General features: G+C 59.9%; 16 protein-coding genes. 6 read left to right on the plus strand and 10 right to left on the minus strand.

The genetic code is table 11. The annotated features are described in order from the left end of the window. Positions 1-6: 6 nt before the first annotated feature. Genes NEZ08_RS07060 through NEZ08_RS07070 form a run of 3 tightly spaced genes read left to right on the plus strand, consistent with a single transcriptional unit; the run spans position 7 to position 4,241 of the window. Positions 7-1,077: an NAD(P)/FAD-dependent oxidoreductase gene (locus NEZ08_RS07060; RefSeq protein WP_298105713.1), complete on the plus strand. Its 1,071-nt coding sequence runs from the start codon at positions 7-9 to the stop codon at positions 1,075-1,077. A gap of 26 nt (positions 1,078-1,103) precedes the next feature. Beyond that, complete coding sequence (locus NEZ08_RS07065) at positions 1,104-2,357, plus strand: radical SAM protein (protein ID WP_298105715.1); 1,254 nt, start codon at positions 1,104-1,106, stop codon at positions 2,355-2,357. A 12-nt stretch (positions 2,358-2,369) separates the two neighbouring features. Further along, positions 2,370-4,241, plus strand: coding sequence for an alpha/beta fold hydrolase (locus NEZ08_RS07070; RefSeq protein ID WP_298105718.1), 1,872 nt, complete (start codon positions 2,370-2,372; stop codon positions 4,239-4,241). Positions 4,242-4,283: 42 nt separating this feature from the next. Here the strand turns inward: NEZ08_RS07070 and NEZ08_RS07075 are convergent, their stop codons facing one another. Continuing rightward, positions 4,284-4,631, minus strand: coding sequence for a helix-turn-helix transcriptional regulator (locus NEZ08_RS07075; protein ID WP_298105720.1), 348 nt, complete (start codon positions 4,629-4,631; stop codon positions 4,284-4,286). Positions 4,632-4,895: 264 nt separating this feature from the next. Here NEZ08_RS07075 and NEZ08_RS07080 point away from each other — a divergent pair, with 264 nt between their 5' ends. Beyond that, positions 4,896-6,242: an OmpP1/FadL family transporter gene (locus tag NEZ08_RS07080; protein WP_298105722.1), complete on the plus strand. Its 1,347-nt coding sequence runs from the start codon at positions 4,896-4,898 to the stop codon at positions 6,240-6,242. 115 nt (positions 6,243-6,357) lie between these two features. Here NEZ08_RS07080 and NEZ08_RS07085 read toward each other — a convergent pair whose 3' ends face one another. The 6 genes from NEZ08_RS07085 to NEZ08_RS07110 all read right to left on the minus strand — a co-directional run bounded on the left by NEZ08_RS07085 (position 6,358) and on the right by NEZ08_RS07110 (position 13,125). After that, positions 6,358-7,056, minus strand: coding sequence for a Spy/CpxP family protein refolding chaperone (locus NEZ08_RS07085; protein ID WP_298105724.1), 699 nt, complete (start codon positions 7,054-7,056; stop codon positions 6,358-6,360). 188 nt (positions 7,057-7,244) lie between these two features. Next, the gene (locus NEZ08_RS07090) at positions 7,245-7,454 is read right to left on the minus strand and encodes a hypothetical protein (protein ID WP_298105726.1); all 210 of its coding nucleotides are present in this window, start codon (positions 7,452-7,454) and stop codon (positions 7,245-7,247) included. 122 nt (positions 7,455-7,576) lie between these two features. After that, positions 7,577-10,744, minus strand: coding sequence for an efflux RND transporter permease subunit (locus tag NEZ08_RS07095; protein ID WP_298105728.1), 3,168 nt, complete (start codon positions 10,742-10,744; stop codon positions 7,577-7,579). Beyond that, positions 10,741-12,168: an efflux RND transporter periplasmic adaptor subunit gene (locus NEZ08_RS07100; protein ID WP_298105730.1), complete on the minus strand. Its 1,428-nt coding sequence runs from the start codon at positions 12,166-12,168 to the stop codon at positions 10,741-10,743. The genes NEZ08_RS07095 and NEZ08_RS07100 overlap by 4 nt, the downstream gene beginning before the upstream one ends. 75 nt (positions 12,169-12,243) lie before the next feature. Then, positions 12,244-12,639 (minus strand): FixH family protein, encoded by a 396-nt coding sequence (locus tag NEZ08_RS07105; protein WP_298105732.1) that lies wholly within the window; start codon positions 12,637-12,639, stop codon positions 12,244-12,246. A 108-nt stretch (positions 12,640-12,747) separates the two neighbouring features. Further along, entirely contained in the window at positions 12,748-13,125 is a 378-nt protein-coding gene (locus NEZ08_RS07110) for a hypothetical protein (protein WP_298105734.1), read from the minus strand. Between the two features lie 183 nt (positions 13,126-13,308). On the opposite strand from NEZ08_RS07110, the gene NEZ08_RS07115 reads away from it, so the two are divergent. Next, a complete protein-coding gene (locus tag NEZ08_RS07115) occupies positions 13,309-14,043 on the plus strand; it encodes a DUF4396 domain-containing protein (RefSeq protein ID WP_298105753.1) in 735 nt (244 codons plus the stop codon). A 519-nt stretch (positions 14,044-14,562) separates the two neighbouring features. Further along, complete coding sequence (locus tag NEZ08_RS07120; RefSeq protein WP_298105736.1) at positions 14,563-14,790, plus strand: hypothetical protein; 228 nt, start codon at positions 14,563-14,565, stop codon at positions 14,788-14,790. Here the strand turns inward: NEZ08_RS07120 and NEZ08_RS07125 are convergent. The 3 genes from NEZ08_RS07125 to NEZ08_RS07135 form a co-directional block, all read right to left on the minus strand. Next, positions 14,773-15,444, minus strand: coding sequence for a hypothetical protein (locus tag NEZ08_RS07125; RefSeq protein ID WP_298105738.1), 672 nt, complete (start codon positions 15,442-15,444; stop codon positions 14,773-14,775). The genes NEZ08_RS07120 and NEZ08_RS07125 overlap by 18 nt on opposite strands. Positions 15,445-15,540: 96 nt before the next feature. Further along, complete coding sequence (locus tag NEZ08_RS07130) at positions 15,541-15,759, minus strand: hypothetical protein (protein WP_298105740.1); 219 nt, start codon at positions 15,757-15,759, stop codon at positions 15,541-15,543. A gap of 305 nt (positions 15,760-16,064) precedes the next feature. Then, complete coding sequence (locus tag NEZ08_RS07135; protein ID WP_298105742.1) at positions 16,065-16,406, minus strand: hypothetical protein; 342 nt, start codon at positions 16,404-16,406, stop codon at positions 16,065-16,067. Positions 16,407-16,555: the final 149 nt, after the last annotated feature.

The raw sequence follows: 16,555 nt of genomic DNA on the forward strand, positions 1-16,555 counted from the left end.
TCCGCGATGAACGCCGAAGCTCCGGACGTTGTGGTCGTCGGACTTGGACCGGCCGGAAGCCGCGCCGCAGCGGCTGCCGCGCGGGCGGGCTATGGCGTGATCGCCATCGAGCGCCGCACGGAGGCGGGTTGCCCGGTTCAGTGCGCCGAATTCGTGCCGGCGATGATCGAGCGCGACGTCCCGGAGGTGAGAGCCGTGGCGAAGCAAAAGATCGCGCGCATGCTGACCTTCACGGAAGCCAGATGCTGCGACACGACGCCGAATTTTCGCGGCTGGATGATCGATCGAGCGGCTTTCGACCGAATGCTCGCAGATGAGGCAGTCAGTGCGGGAGCGGAGTGCAGGTACGGGACGTCCGTCATCGCCATCGATTCCGACGGAACGGTTCACATGTCCGATGGCCGTTCCTTGCGCCCCCGCGTCCTGATCGGCTGCGACGGTCCCCATTCGCGGGTCGGCGCCGCCATCGGCCAGACCAATCGCGCACTGGTCGATACGAGGCAGGTGACCGTGCCACTCATCGTGCCGCACGATGCTACGGATATCTTTCTCAGCGCCGACTATCGCGGGGGCTACGGCTGGCTGTTTCCCAAGGGTGCCGTCGCCAATATCGGGATTGGCGTTGCTATGCATGACCGGCAGCAACTCAAGCCAATGCTGGCCAAGCTGTTTAGCAGACTATCGATATTGCGTCGCATCGGGACGCGCCCATTGGGGCTGACGGGCGGTGCGATCCCCGTCGGCGGCCGGCTGCGTTCGATTGCACGGCTTGGAACGACGCAGGTGTTGTTGGCCGGCGACGCTGCCGGTCTCACCAACCCGGTGACCGGCGCCGGCATTGCTTCCGCGGTGCAATCGGGAACGCTCGCCGGGCTAGCCGCGGTGGACATCCTCGGTCGCTCCAGCGATGCGCACCGCGACTACGAAGAAGAGCTCGGCGACATTTTTGATAGCGCGCTGAACCGGGCCTTGCGACGCCGCTCGCAAGTGCTTGAGCGTTACGACCACGGCGGCCGGCCGGATGCCAGAGCTCTTGCCGATGGATGGATCAGTTCGCCCTCCTACTGGGCCGCGTGAAACATACGAAACCACGAGAGGAAATCATGAGCTGTCTCGAAGGACCAACCCACGCCATCCCGGATTTCCTCCATGGCGAGCCGCGCACTTTCAATGACGCGCAGACCATGCAGCCGCGTGTGCCCGCCGAGGTGCCGTCGGACGCCCGCAATGGCGCACGTGTGAAGCAGCAGGACATGCGGCCCGAAGGCGTCTACCTGCCGAACGACAACGTCCTGACGCCGAACATGCGCTCCCCGGAATATGTGCAGTTGTCGACCGCAGCCGCTATCACGCTTGGAATCATGAAAGGCTACATGCATCGCACGAGCTGCACGCGTTGCCTGAACCTGCTGCTCACCTATCCGGAAGGCTGCCGCGCCAATTGCGCCTATTGCGGACTGGCGCGCCATCGTGAGGCAGAGCGCAACTATGCCGATCGCAACTTCATTCGCGTGGACTGGCCGGCGGTCCCCTACGACCAGATCATCGATATCGTTGCCTCAGGCGGGGATGGCGGCCGGTTCCACCGCATGTGTATCAGCATGATCACACACCCGCGGTCCGACGAAGACACACGGGTCGTGCTGCGAAAGTGGGTCGAGCGTGTCAAGCACGTGCCCGTATCGATCCTGTCGAACCCAACCACCATGACGCGGCAGGACGTGCAGGAACTGAAGGACCTTGGGGCCGAAATTTTTACGGTAGCGCTCGACGCCGCCAACCCCGTCATTTTTGACCGCACGCGCGGACACGGTGTTCAATCTCCGCACAGCTGGGACAAATATTGGGAGATCCTTCACGCGGCGGCCGAAATATTCGGCCCGGAACGTTTCGGCGCCCACTTGATTGCCGGCATGGGCGAGAGCGATCACGACATTCTCTCGCAGGTCCAGAGAATTCGCGATCTCGGCGGGCACAGCCATATGTTTGCGTTCTTTCCCGAACGAGGTTCGCTCATGGACCACCTGCCGCCTGTGCCGCGACCGCAATGGCGGCGCATTCAGCTCGGCCGCTATCTCATCGATTATCGCGGGCACCATCTGGAACACATGCGTTTTGACGAGAATGGTCAGCTTGTCGATTTCGGGCTGCCGCAGGACGAACTCGATGCCGTAATCGGAGCCGGTGTTGCTTTCCGCACCTCCGGTTGTCCGGGCAAGGAGGCGACCGATGTTTCCGCGTGCGATCGCCCCTATGGCGATTCGCCGCCGAGGGATATCGCCTCCTATCCCTTCAAGCTCAACGGCAACGATATCCGCAAAGTGCGGGGCGAACTGCGGCGCGGACTGCCACGCTGAAAGGATTTCGGCATGCCAACGAACGGCCGATCGTTCAGAGTCATCGATACCGGCATTCGCGGCGGACGCGCCAACATTGCGTTCGACCAGGCGCTTATCGATGCGCATAAAGCGCGTCAAATTCCCGATACAATCCGGTTCCTGCGGTTTCGCCCGTCGGCGCTCGTGGGCATCCACCAGATTCTGAGCCACGAGGTACGCCTCGACTATTGCCGGAACAAGGGAATCGAGATCGGCAGGCGCATCACGGGGGGTGGAGGGCTCTATCTCGATGAGGGCCAAATCGGATGGGAACTCGTATTCCATCGCTCCAGCCTCCGCGGCATGGACCTTGGCGAAACCACGCGACGGATCTGCGAGAGCGCCGCGCGCGGGCTCAACAAGCTCGGAATTCCGGCACGCTATCGCCCACGCAATGACATCGAGGTCGACGGCCGCAAGATTAGCGGCACCGGCGGTTTCTTCGACGGTGATACGCTGTTTTACCAGGGAACGTTGCTGATTGACTTCGATCCGGCCGAGATGATCGCGGCCCTTAAAGTGCCCGTCGAGAAGCTCGCCAAGCGCGACCTCGCCTCCGCCCGCCAGCGCGTCATCACAATGCGCGAGATATTGCGCGATGATCTTCCCGATCTGTCGACGATCTATCAAGGCCTGCTCGAGGGACTCGCCGAAGGGCTCGGTATCGAGCCACAGTGGGGCGAGGTGACCCGTCGCGAGGAGGAGCTTGCCGACCGTCTTTATCGTGATGAAATTGGACGCGATGAATTCGTCGAGATGGTCGATGCTCCCGAAGCAGATGACACCCTCGTAAGCGCCACGTTGACCCGGCGCGGCGGCAGCCTTCGCGCCGATCTTCGCCTCGAAGGCCCCGGCCGGACCCGGATCCGCGAGGCCCTGATCACCGGCGATTTTTTCGTCACCCCGCCACGCGTCATCTTCGACCTTGAGGCCGCGTTGCGCGGCGTCGAACTGAACGATGCCGGGGCCGTCACCGCCGATTTTTTTACGCAAACGCCGGCCGAGTTTGTCACTCTCAGCCCTTCCGACATCCGCGACGCTGTCGTGGCCGCGACGCAGCAACTGACCTTCGTTGCGGCGGGCCACGTTCTTCGCGGACATCGCATCGCAGCCGCACAGCCTCACCGCCCGCCTCTGGTGCTGCTGCACGATGCGCTGGGTTGCGTACGACTCTGGCGCGACTTGCCGGAAAGGCTGGCAGACGCAACCGGCTGTTCTGTGCTGGTGTACGATCGATGGGGCTCCGGCGACTCGGCGCCGCTCGTGCCATCCTGCTCCGCGCATTATCTGCGCGAAGAAGCCCTCCGGTCCCTGCCCGACGTGATTAAGGCAACCACCACGCAGCGCCCGATCCTGATCGGGCACTCCGATGGAGCCGCAATCGCGCTGATGTTCGCGGGGGCTTACCCCGACCAGGTCGCCGGGGTTGTCGCGATCGCCCCTCACCTGTTCCGCGAACAGCGAACCGTCGAGGGAATTGCCGCCCAGATCCGCGATTTCGAGCAGGGCGATCTGAAGGCGCGGCTTGCGCGCTACCACGGCGGCAAGACCGATCGGCTGTTCGGGCGGTTGGTGGACGCCTGGACAGGCGACGAACCGCGGGACTGGGATATCAAAGGTTACGTCGGGCGAATTCGCTGCCCCGTGCTCGCCATTCAGGGAATGGCGGATGAATTCTTCACGCGTGCACAGCTTGACGCCCTATGTGAGCTTGTGCCGCAGCAAATCGAAACCTTGCTGCTAAACGGCTGCAGCCATGCGCCCCACCAGCAGGCGACCTCAGCGGTGGTTGAGGCAATAACCCGGTTCATTGGTCGGGTCAGCAGGAAGGACGATGTCGCGGCGGTGCCGAGCTTCACGTGAGCGTACGCCACGCTGGCGGCCCCCGAACTACCCTTGCGTGGATCAGCGACAGAACGCGCGATAAAGTGCGGACATGACTTCCAGCACTTCGGGCCGTGCGATCGAATAATAGACGCTCTTTCCGTCCCGGCGCATCTTGACGACGTCGTCAGCGCGCAAGCGGGCGAGTTGTTGCGACACGGCTGCTTGGCGAAGACTCAGTGCTTCCTCGATTTCGCCGACTGTTTTTTCCCCGTCGATCAGCAGGCAGAGGATGCAAAGACGGGCCTCATGCGACAACGCCTTCAGGAAATCGCTCGCGTTGCGCGCGTTTTCGAGCATCGCGTCTGTATCGATTGGCTTTTTGGGAGAGATGCGCCTGATTTCTTTGAGTGTTGTGGGCGCTGGCATTTCCTGCGATCCGACGGTTGCGTTGCGTCATTCTCATAAGCGACGCCGAACGGATTGTCTACTTTTTGCAACAGCCGCTGGAAAATCTCCGCTCTCCGGCTTGACCCGAGAACGGCCATGATATTCAATTATTAGAATTAATGAATAATAAATCGGCGGGAGGGTGAACGCGCGAAGAGCATGGGTCGGCGCTGCTGTCTGTGACGCTGGACCCGTGACTTCGACGCCGCAAGGTCCTCCCGTGTCTCGTCCAGGGGGGAACAAATGATCGCTGGTCACAACAGAACCATCGAAGCTTCGCTTAAGATTGCGGTTTGCGCGGCGATTGTCCTTTCCGCTTGCACAGCGGCCGAGGCGACCGACGGATATTTCCAATATGGCAATGGCGCACGTCAAGACGCGCTCGGAGGCGCCGGCGTTGCCGATTCGCGCGACGCCATGTCGCTATCGCTCAACCCGGCCGGCCTCGTCGATGCCGGCAGTCAAATGCAAATGGGGGCCGCGCTGTTTGCTCCCTTTCGCAACTACGACGCGACCGGGACTGCGCTCGTCGCTCCGGGAAGCTACGACAGCAACAGCAATTACTTCATCGTCCCCAACGCCGCCTTCAGCAGGCAAATCGACCTGGATTCCGCCTGGGGATTCGCGCTCTACGGAAACGGCGGCATGAACACCGATTGGCCTGCCATGGTCAATACGTCGCCGGCCTGCAGTTTCTTCGGCGGATCGCCGGGCACCTATTGTGGTGGACGCGCCGGCGTCGATTTGATGCAGGCGTTCCTTGCCGCCGGTTATGCCCGCCGGGTCGGCGCATTTTCTTTCGGCATCTCGCCGACATTCGCAATCCAAAGATTCCAGGCGCACGGTCTCGCGGCCTTCGCGCCCTTCTCGTCCGACCCCGCACACCTGACCGACAATGGCTATTCCTATTCCTACGGCGGCGGTTTGCGCGGCGGTGTGGAATGGAGCATCGCGCCCACTTTCCGGCTTGGCTTCTCAGCTCAGACGCCGATGTGGATGACCGGATTCAGCCGATATAGCGGCCTTTTCGCAGGAGGCGGCAATTTCGATATTCCCGCCACTATTACGGCCGGCATGGCGTATGATGCGATGCCGAACCTCACGTTGATGCTCGACTACAATCACATCTTCTATCAAGGTGTCGCCGCGATTGCGAATTCATCCGCCATCACAGGACCCGGAGTGCTGGGTGCGAGCAATGGCCCCGGCTTCGGCTGGAAGGATACCGATGCCATCAAGCTTGGCGTCGAGTGGCGCGCCAATCCGATCTGGACGTTCCGTGCTGGCTATGAGCACAACACCAATCCCGTCCCGTCGACTGACGTCACTCTCAATATCCTGGCCCCCGGGTTGGTCACCGACCATTTCACCGGCGGTTTCGCCTACAAAGTCACGCCGAGTTCAACGGTCGAGTTCGCTGCCGCTTACGCTCCATCCCAAAGCGTCTCCGGCCTTGAGAGATTGGGACCGCCGTTCCCGGTGCCGACCCCGGGAAGCAATATCGACATCAGCATGCATCAGTATCAGGCGGTGCTCAGCTGGACCTACCAGTTCGGCACGGCGCCAACGTCGCCGCTCATACACAAATAGCAGAAGCATTGCGCGATCATGTTCAACGATCGCAGGGAGATACTTACAAATGTTCGAAGCTGATGCCGGCACGTCTGGCGTCTGCACGAGGTTCTTCCACGTCAGTAACCAGAAGTCATCGACTGTTTGGCATCATCTTCCCCGATTGCATCTGGCCCAGTCCCATCTGCCCAGACTGCATGGCAAACATCATGGCCATCATGCCCATGTGGGGGGCGAGCAGTTCGTCGGCCGCCTTCTTCTGGTCTTCTGAAAAACTCGCAAGGAGATTCGTGACTGCTGACCTGATTGCGCGGATGCCTTCGAGGCGAGCGGCCAACCACTTTTCCTGCAGTGCAAGGCGATCCGTCAAGGACAGCGGCGCTGCACCCACTTGCCCCATCATCGACGCGCGGACTTCGCCAAGGCTTTTTGCATTGGCCCGCAGCGCATCGGCAAAGGCATTCCACGCGGAGGACTGAGCGTCGGTGATCTTGAGCTCGGCGCGCAGGAAGGCAATGCGACCTTCGACATGGTCAATCGTGGCCATCCCACCCATCCCACAGCCCGGCTGCTGCGAGCCCATCATCTGCATCATGTTCGCCATGGGCACGTTGCTCATCATGTTCATCATGCCGCCGCCCATCATTCCGCGGCCACCCATCATGCCTTGCCCCATCGTCCCGGACGGCGCGGTTGGCGGAGCCGGCTGGCTGGCGGCTGGTGCATCCTTCTGATCGGCCTGGTGAGCTTCGTGATTGGCAGGCAATTGGGCCCAGCACGGAAAGCTGACAGAACCAAGCAACAGCGCGGCAGCGAGTGTCATGGTTTTCATGAGCGTTCTCCCGATGAATGAATGTGGTCACCGGGTATGAGCGCGCACTTCCTGCGGCTATTCGTTGATGCAGATCAACATCGAGCCGACGTGAACGACAAGTTCACGCTCCACAGTGCAACCCTCCATTGCCGGACCATCTTGCGAAGGCATCCCGTCCCACAAATCACCAAACGCGTTTGGCCGATTTATTCTTGTCTCCTGCCCGGCCAATCCGCGAACGCAACAATCCAAAGCGCGACCAGGTTGACCAGCGGAATGAACATCAGGATCGACCAGAGCGGTGAAAAGCCGATGCGCCCGAGGATGCGGCTCACCGGATAGATGACCACCGCGATCATCACAATGAGCCAAACCCAATGGACCGGACCGTAGCCGTACATCCAGTATTCCATCATTTGCAGCCTCCTCAATGGATCGCCGGCATTCTCCTGAAGCTTGCGTTAGCGTTCTTGATCCAGATCAGCTTTCCTGCCTCCGCGGGAAGAAGCTTGCTTTCTCGCTCATGCCCGCTTGGTGCTCACTCCGCTGCCTCCGCCATGTTTTCTGCTTCTCCCTGTTCTTCCTGAAAGCTGGCCGGAGGCAGCCGGACGCCTTTCACCAGTCCGAAGATCGCCGGGATCACAATCAGCGTCAGCAATGTCGACGAGATCATGCCCCCGATCATGGGCACGGCGATCCGCTGCATGATTTCGGATCCAGTTCCCGTGCTCCACATGATCGGCAGAAGGCCGGCCATGATGGCAACAACCGTCATCATCTTCGGGCGAACGCGTTCGACCGCGCCCTTCATGATAGCCTCGTAAAGATCCTCACGCGTCAGCTGGCGCCCTTCCGCGCTTCGCCTTGCTTCCGTCTCGGCCAGCGCGTGATTGAGGTAAATTAGCATGACGACGCCGGTCTCTGCCGCGACTCCGGCCAGTGCAATAAAGCCGACCGCGACGGCGACCGACAGGTTGAAGCCCAGTCCCCACATCATCCAGATGCCTCCGACCAGCGCAAATGGCAGTGACAGCATGACGATTGCTGTCTCGGCAAGGGATCGGAAGTTGAGATAGAGCAACAGAAAGATGATCGTCAGCGTAAGGGGGACCACGAGCTTCAGGCGCGCGGCCGCGCGCTGCAAATACTCATACTGGCCGCTCCACAGCACGTAATAGCCAGGCGGAAACTGAATGCTTTCATTGACCGCGCGCTGCGCATCCGCAACATAGCTGCCGATATCGCGGTCTCTGATATCGACATAAACATAGGTTGCGAGCTGGCCGTTTTCCGTCCTGATCGACGTTGGCCCACGGGCCGGCTCGACCTTCGCCACTTCGCCAAGAGGCACCGCTCCTCCTGCCGGCATTGGTACCAGAATCTCGCTCGCGATGGCCTTCGGATTATCTCTCAGGTCACGGGGGTACCGCATATTGACCGTAAAGCGCTCGCGGCCTTCGACGGTGGTCGTGACAGTCTGGCCGCCCAGTGCAGCCGCGATGGTGTCCTGCACATCTTGAACCAGTATGCCGTAACGTGCGAGTGCCTGCCGGTCAGGCGTGATCTCAAGGTAGTAGCCGCCGAGGCTGCGCTCGGCATAGGCCGAAGACGTACCGGGGACGGACTTGAGCACGCGCTCGATCTGCTTGGCGAGCCTATCGATCCCGACAAGGTCGGAGCCCATGACCTTGACGCCGACCGGCGTGCGGATGCCGGTAGACAGCATGTCGATGCGGGCTTTGATCGGCATGGTCCAGGCGTTGGAAACGCCAGGGAATTGCAGCGCTTTGTCCATTTCGGCGATGAGGCCGTCGATGGTCACGCCGGGGCGCCATTGCTCTTTCGGTTTCAGATTCACAACGGTTTCGAACATCTCCATCGGCGCCGGATCGGTGGCCGTCGACGCCCGCCCTGCCTTGCCGTAGACGGATGCGATCTCCGGGAAGGATTTGATGATCCGGTTCTGCGTCTGCATAAGCTCGGCCGCCTTGGTGACCGAGATGCCCGGTAGCGTGGTTGGCATGTAAAGAAGCGTGCCTTCGTTGAGTGTGGGCATGAATTCCGTGCCGAGCTGGCGCGCCGGCCAGATCGTGACCGCCAGGACAGCAACAGCAGCGAGGATCACCAGGCTCCTGGCGCGCAGCACTTCCTTGATGATCGGCCGATAGATCCAGTTCAGAAAGCGATTGATGAAGTTCTTGTGCTCCGGGACAATCTTCCCGCGAACGAAGATCACCATCAGCGCCGGCACGAGCGTTACCGACAGGAGAGCTGCCGCCGCCATGGAAAATGTCTTGGTAAACGCAAGCGGGCTGAATAAGCGTCCCTCCTGCGCTTCCAGCGTGAAGATCGGCATGAACGACACCGTGATGATCAGCAGGCTGAAAAACAGGGCCGGACCAACCTCGGAAGCTGCGTCGATCAGTATCTGGACCCGGGGTTCTCCGGGCCTCGCCCGCTCGAGATGTTTGTGCGCGTTTTCGATCATGACGATCGCAGCATCCACCATCGCGCCGATCGCAATCGCAATACCGCCAAGGCTCATGATATTGGAGCCGAGCCCGAGCAGTCTCATTGCGCTGAAGGCCATCAGCACGCCGACGGGCAGCATCAATATCGCGACCAGCGCGCTGCGGACGTGCAGCAGGAACACGATGCAAACCAGCGCGACGACAACGCTCTCCTCAAGGAGCGTATGCTTTAGTGTATCGACGGCCGCATAGATCAGATTGGATCGGTCATAGACCGGAACAATCTCCACTGATTTTGGAAGGCTGCTCGCGATCTCCTTGAAGCGCCTCTTGACGTTATTGATCACGTCGAGCGCATTGACGCCGAACCGTTGCAGAACTATGCCGCTCGCCACCTCGCCTTCGCCGTTCAGTTCCGCGACGCCGCGCCTCTCATCAGGCCCAAGCTCGACCCGCGCGACGTCCCGCAACAGCACCGGAGTTCCGTTGTTGGTCTTCAGCACGACGTTGCCGAGGTCATTGATGTCCTTCAGGTAGCCTTTTCCTCGGATGACGTATTCGAACTCCGACAGTTCGACGGTCCGGCCGCCGACGTCCGCGTTCGAGTCACGGATCGCATCCCGAATCTTCTGCATGCTAACGCCGCGATCCCGCATGCGCTGCGGGTCCAGCACCACATTGTACTGCTTGACGAACCCGCCGATGCTTGCGACTTCGGCAACGCCTTCGGCCTTCGCCAGCGCGAATTTCAGATTCCAGTCCTGGATGGTGCGAGTGTCAGCAAGATTAAGCTCCTTCGACATGACGGCGTATTGGTAGACCCATCCAACACCGGTCGCGTCAGGACCAATGGTCGGCGTGACACCGACCGGCAGCCTGGAAGCCGCACTGTTGAGAAACTCCAGAACACGTGACCGCGCCCAGTAGATGTCGGTGCCGTCTTCGAAGATCACATAGACGAAGGACACGCCGAAAAACGAGAACCCACGCACCACCTTCGACTTCGGCACCGTCAGCATGGCCGTCGTCAGGGGATAGGTCACCTGGTCTTCGATCACCTGCGGCGCCTGTCCCGGATATTCGGTGTAGACGATCACTTGGGTGTCGGAGAGATCCGGGATCGCATCAAGCGGGAGATGAACAAGTGCGTAGATGCCGGCAGCCGCCGCGAAGCCGGTGCCGAACAGCACCAGCAGCAGATTGCGAGCCGACCAGGCGATGGCTCGGGAGATCATTTGTGCTCCCCCATGTCTTTCGGTCGGCTCGAATCCTGCGGCTCGGCCTCAGCGAAGCTTTTCAATGCCGCCTTCAAGTTGCTTTCCGCATCGATCAGGAAGTTCGCCGAGGTGACGACCGCCTCGCCTCCCGCGAGACCCTCCTTCACCTCGATATAACCATTTCCGCGTCGTCCGAGCTTGACAGCACGAGGTTCGAAACGGCCGTTGCCTTTATCAACCAGGACGGCCTGCCGGCTACCGCTGTCGAGCACCGAGCTGTCTGCAACAGCCATGACCGGCTTCTGACTGCCTGTCTCGATCTCCGCGTCGACATACATGTCCGGCAGCAAAGCGAGATCATTGTTGGCGAGTTCAATCCGGACCCGGGCTGTCCGGGTCTCGCGGTTCACCTGCGGATAGATCACGCTGATCTTCCCCGAGAATGTCCGGCCCGGGAAGCTGCGCGCTCGCACGGTCACGGGTTGGCCTACGGAAATGCCGCCGAGGTCACGCTCGGCCACGTCCACAAGGGCCCAGACCACGGAGATGTCGGCGATTCGGAACAATACGTCGCCGGGGTTGGCCCGCATGCCCTCGACCGCATTGCGCTCCAGCACGATTCCGTCGCGCGGAGCCGACCATCGAATGACCATCGGAGCCGTACGGCTCTTTTCCATCGCAGCAATCACCGCTTCTGGAACATCCAGGTTTACCAGCCGCTGCCGATCGCCGCGCGCATAGGCGCGAATATCTCCGGTAACGCTGGAATTCATGGTCGAAAGATATTCTGCCGCCGCAGAGGAAACCGCAGGACTGTAGATTTCCATCAGCGGCTGGCCCGCAGATACACGCGAGCCCGTGGTGACGTCGGCGACCTTCTGCACAAAGCTTTCGGCGCGCATTGCAACCACGGAGACGCGGCGCTCGTCGAGCTGGATCGTGCCGGGTGCCCGCACCAGCGTCCGGATCACATGGCGCTCGACAAGCTCGGACTTCACGCCGGTGCGCTGGATTTTGCCCGGTGAAAGTTTGACCGAGCCGTCGTCAGCCTCGTCACCCTCATAGACGGGGACATAGCTCATCCCCATTGGGTCCTTCTTCGGGACCGGGGACGTATCCGGCAATCCCATCGGATTGCGGTAGTAAAGAATCTTGCGCGTCGCGCCGGCGGCTTTCGGTTTCACTGCGACCTCGCCCGGCCGGGGCTCCTCGCCGTCATAGACCGGCAAGTAGTCGCGGCCTTGACCGTCCTTCCTGGGACCCGCGGCCCAGAACGGTGCTCCGCTTGGATCGCGGTAGTAGAGCGCGGGCCGCTCGGCGGCGGCGACCGGCATGGCGACGTGTGAATGTATCGGCGAGAGCGGTTGCTGCGCGGTCCAATAGCCGGCGGCGCCCAGCCCGATGCCGAGGACGAATGTGGTCAGGAGTCGGAGCGTGGTCATGGCGTTCACCCGCTGATCGAGAATGAGAGGCTGCAATGGCGGTCGTGCGCACTCCCGAAGGAGCGCCCGAACGCCTCACTTGATGGCCTTGATCACGACCTTGCCGGTGACGGTTTCCGGTTCGCCCTGCACTTTGGCGGAGAGCGTGAGCTGATAGCGTCCTGCCATTGGCAGATCCGTCTTGAAGGCGTAAACGCCCGGATCCTTTACTGGCAGCGGAGTGACCGGCGACTCCATCTCGGCCATGCCGTCCGGTGCCATGTCGACGCGCGTACGGAAGATCACCGCGTCCACTACCGGCTTTCCCGTCGCCTTGTTGGTCAGGCGTACGGCAACCGTGACGTCATCACCCTTCTTCAATTCAGCATTGACCGGCTCGAAAGCGTAATCGCTCGCCGCCGCAAAGGCTGCGGAGCCGGCAAGGCTCATCATTGCGGCGAGCGCCGCGATGCGCGTGAACTTCGAAATCATGATTTTCTCCTCACAGGTATGATCTCCACCGCTGCAATCAAAGATGCGCGGGGCAAGCGTCATCACGCGCGAGCAAAGCGGCTCACGCGCAGTCTTTCTTGTGGGAGATCAGACTCGAGGAGGTCGGAATGGCGGACTGCTGCCGCGCAGGGTAACGACTTGGTCCACCGGGATAGGCAGCGGATTGCCTGCAATCAATGGAAAATCAAAACGGAAAGCGGTGGCAAGGGCAAGGTTGATGGATTGCGCCGCGCAGAATGCCATCGGACATTGACCATTCGGGTGGTCGCAGCGCTTATCCTTGGCGGAATCCGGACAACAGTCCATAGCGGACGGCATGTCCGAACTCATGGTCATATCTTCCGTCATCATTTCGGTAGCGGCTTGCGGCGAAGACTTGACGATAGACACGGCCGCCCCGGCAGCCGGCAGCATTGCCACCGACAGCGCAATCACCACCGCCATCATGGTTCGAAGCAACCGCATGCCGTCGTCCTATCCACCGAGCGGCACATATCGTACGTACGGCCACACGCGTCAAGTTCATCTAATAATAAAGCAAGTTTGTGTCGTTGATTCAGATCAACCTTGCAGGGAATAGGAACCACGTCCTGAACGGGTGGTTTACGCGGTGTTCGATGATGACGACATGAACACAAACGCTGAATGTTGATCCCCACCTGGCTACACTACCTCTCGGTTGCCTCGCTGGCGCTCGGCGCGGTCTTCGCGATTGTGATAGCCATCGATATTGCACGGCATCCTCAGCACATGTGGATCATGGATATCGTCTGGCCGATCACCGCCCTGTTCGGTACATTCTGGGTCGCTTGGCAATACTTCTCCTATGGACGGCTCGCGACGCACGAACTGGCGCAAAAGGCGAAAGAACGGAACGAAGATCCGCCGAACAAGCGGCTGACGCCATTTGCCGTGATGACGGCCAATGGATCGTTGCACTGCGGCTGCGGCTGCACGTTGGGAGACATCGTTGCCGAATGGCTTGCCTTCCTCGTACCAGCGGTAGCGGTTGCCTTCGGCTGGCACAGCATCTTTCAGGAAAAGCTCTTTGCGGTCTGGATACCGGATTATCTGCTCGCCTACGCCTTCGGCATCCTCCTTCAATATTTCACGATCGCGCCGATGAGAGGCCTGTCCTTGCGACAGGGACTGTGGGCGGCAGCCAAAGCCGATACAATTTCCATCACTGCCTGGCAGATCGGAATGTATGGCTTCATGGCGTTCGCCTATTTTTATCTTTTCCGGCACCTGCTCGGCACCAAGCTGCAGGTGGACAGCTTCGAGTTCTGGTTCATGATGCAGATTGCAATGATCTGCGGGTTTCTGACTTCTTATCCGGCAAACTGGTGGCTGCTGAAGGCCGGCATCAAGGAGAAGATGTGACATGGACCACACGAAGGGTCCAACTCGCCTCGTCGCAGCCCTGCATGCTCGATGAACACTCGTTTTGTCGGCCGGCGCGCAACGAGATGCACCGAGAGGCTCGAGCCTCTGGCCTGCCCGGTGAGTTATGCCGAAAGATTCCGAGAGCAAGCCGGTCTGGATCGGCAAAAATCGCAAATGCGGTTCAGACCAAAAGCCAATGCCCCTGGACGGCTTGGTTCGACGAAAAGTCGATTCCCGGCAGATCAATATAGCAACCAATTGAAATTGCTATATTATATACGGCGATTGGGGAGCGTTGATGGAGCGGGTGAAGGGAATCGAACCCTCGTATTCAGCTTGGAAGGGTTTTGGCGGCTGAATACTTTCAACGGCCATTTGGACAAATAAGCCCTTAAACGCTCACTGAGCGTAAATTGCTTTTTCGGCCTGTCAAAACGCCCCTCCCATTGCGCCGCCGCGCGCCCGGTGCCAGACATCAACCAGCCGGATTTAACGCACCAACGCGAGCCGCGCTGCATGCCCGATCCCGCCGACCAGACCGCCGATTTCGCTCGTCAGCAGTATCGCCGCATCCGCCGCCGCGCCGATAAGCATTTCCGCGAGCGCGCCAAGCAGCGACGTGAATGGGCGGAACGCGACAGCCATGGCGCGGCCAGCGATGTCAGGGTGATCGATGTGGCGACTGGCGAGGTGGTCGAGATCATAAACCCTGATGCTATTTCAAATTCAGGAACTACTATCTAGCCCGACGATTTGCACAAGGAGGCGACGCGCGGCAGCATTCAACTTGCTTTGCGCTAAACTCGTCGCATTTAATCGGTCTTCATATCCTGACGTGTAGGCGTCGAAATGAAACTGACGTTTGGCCAAATCGTCTCTGCTTTGAATCACATTCGTGGCTAAACTTGAACCCGCAAGCTTGTGTTGCCGGTGCGCAAGAGCGTAATCAAAAATTTCAGTTTGCAATTCGGGAAAATAAAGAGCCCCGATGGTCTCCATTTCCCCGACGGGATCACGCTCGGTGCTCACCACGCCTTCGATTGAAATGTGACGAAAACGGTCGGCAAACGCGTCACATTCGTGCATTTTTGCGAGTAATTCTTCCAGTTTTATTCTTCTCGTGTTTTTCCACTCGCGAGCGGCCCAATCTTTCTGTCCGACCTCCGCTTTGATGTTCTCCACCAATTCGGTGTTTTCGCGCAGCTGAAGTTTGAGGCTGTCGAAATCTGCTCGCGTTGCGAGATTTTTTCCTTTCGTCCTCAGATACTCGCTGACAAACACTGCGATCCCAGCACTCACAGCCACGATTAGCACCTGAATTGCCCATTGCCACCACTCAGGGTGAGGACTGTGCTTTGCAAGCTCAGCAGCGATCATTTGGATTGTCTCAGCATCCATAGATTAAACTCATTATCGAAGAAGCAAATGACGTGAGCATGTCGGCAATGGGGTAACCACTGCCGACACGATTCGTGGATTTTAGCGAACGAATTTTTACGCTATACGCCCCAGACGCCGCGCCGCTTCTTCACGACTGCCGACGTGCGTCACCTCATTGAGCACATCGCTGACGCGACCTGAGTTGATGACATAAGCTGCTGCGATCTCATGTTGAAACTGCCCGGCCCATTGACGCAGCCAAACATCAACAGCTTCTTCGAAGGTGAACTTGGTTTTTCGAGGTTGGTTGTCTTGTACGATGCGGTCAGCCAAGTTAGGCTCCTCATGTGGTTGATCGGGAGACACAAAGCGCTCCCTGTTGAGGGACCACGGAAAGCCGAGCCGCCCTAGACAAGTGTGCTCGGCTTTTCCATGCCCCGAGTTAGTTGCCTTCAAATCGGCCCGCTCGGGGGGCCACAAAGTGGCGCGGATGACGTCCAAGCACAAGGGATGCGCGCCGCCGTTCCCAACTTATGAGCCAAATTTTTCAGGCACAGCGGGTCATGCATTATGACTGCTGCGTCCCTTGGCAGGGGAGTTACATTTCCGCAAAAATAATGGCTTGCAGCGACGCTGTGTCAGCGGTGTGCCAAATTAGCGATGGCCAACGACAGATTTCCAACGCCCGATCGCTTCCGCTCTCTCGCCATCCGCCGCACATCATCAGCACCAAGACATGGCCGCAACTCGACCAGCAGCGATTGCGCGAACGCCGTCGCATCGCCATTGAAATGACGGTCGCGAAAGATCGCATCCATCGTCCGCAGCTCGATCCATGCCGCCAGTGCCTCAGAGCTGAGCAGGTGGCGCAGCGCGATCAATGCAGCCTGCAATTCGATCGGGATATTTTTTGCTGATGCGGCCAACGCCCGTACTTGCTCGGGGCAGCCTCGTGCGTAGCGGCGGGTATGGCGGCGCAAGATCGCGGCGGTGATGTTGAAGGGTTTGCAGCGGGACATGGCAGTGTCTTTCGTGTTTGCGCGTTCGTCCCGCCACGCACTCGTATTTTAACTCAAGCGCTCGAGCTAAGGAAGCGGCCCACACCTCGCATCGAACAGCGCGCCCCACT

Source organism: Bradyrhizobium sp. (genome assembly GCF_027451485.1).
Lineage (GTDB): Bacteria > Pseudomonadota > Alphaproteobacteria > Rhizobiales > Xanthobacteraceae > Bradyrhizobium.

What these genes read in the sequence shown, in the direction of transcription:
- NEZ08_RS07070 (WP_298105718.1), top strand. Translation starts at nt 2,370, where the DNA reads ATGCCAACGAACGGCCGATCGTTCAGAGTCATCGATACCGGCATTCGC.
- NEZ08_RS07095 (WP_298105728.1), bottom strand. Translation starts at nt 10,744, where the DNA reads ATGATCTCCCGAGCCATCGCCTGGTCGGCTCGCAATCTGCTGCTGGTG.
- NEZ08_RS07110 (WP_298105734.1), bottom strand. Translation starts at nt 13,125, where the DNA reads ATGCGGTTGCTTCGAACCATGATGGCGGTGGTGATTGCGCTGTCGGTG.
- NEZ08_RS07060 (WP_298105713.1), top strand. Translation starts at nt 7, where the DNA reads ATGAACGCCGAAGCTCCGGACGTTGTGGTCGTCGGACTTGGACCGGCC.
- NEZ08_RS07085 (WP_298105724.1), bottom strand. Translation starts at nt 7,056, where the DNA reads ATGAAAACCATGACACTCGCTGCCGCGCTGTTGCTTGGTTCTGTCAGC.
- NEZ08_RS07080 (WP_298105722.1), top strand. Translation starts at nt 4,896, where the DNA reads ATGATCGCTGGTCACAACAGAACCATCGAAGCTTCGCTTAAGATTGCG.
- NEZ08_RS07090 (WP_298105726.1), bottom strand. Translation starts at nt 7,454, where the DNA reads ATGATGGAATACTGGATGTACGGCTACGGTCCGGTCCATTGGGTTTGG.
- NEZ08_RS07120 (WP_298105736.1), top strand. Translation starts at nt 14,563, where the DNA reads ATGCCCGATCCCGCCGACCAGACCGCCGATTTCGCTCGTCAGCAGTAT.
- NEZ08_RS07105 (WP_298105732.1), bottom strand. Translation starts at nt 12,639, where the DNA reads ATGATTTCGAAGTTCACGCGCATCGCGGCGCTCGCCGCAATGATGAGC.
- NEZ08_RS07075 (WP_298105720.1), bottom strand. Translation starts at nt 4,631, where the DNA reads ATGCCAGCGCCCACAACACTCAAAGAAATCAGGCGCATCTCTCCCAAA.
- NEZ08_RS07100 (WP_298105730.1), bottom strand. Translation starts at nt 12,168, where the DNA reads ATGACCACGCTCCGACTCCTGACCACATTCGTCCTCGGCATCGGGCTG.
- NEZ08_RS07125 (WP_298105738.1), bottom strand. Translation starts at nt 15,444, where the DNA reads ATGGATGCTGAGACAATCCAAATGATCGCTGCTGAGCTTGCAAAGCAC.
- NEZ08_RS07065 (WP_298105715.1), top strand. Translation starts at nt 1,104, where the DNA reads ATGAGCTGTCTCGAAGGACCAACCCACGCCATCCCGGATTTCCTCCAT.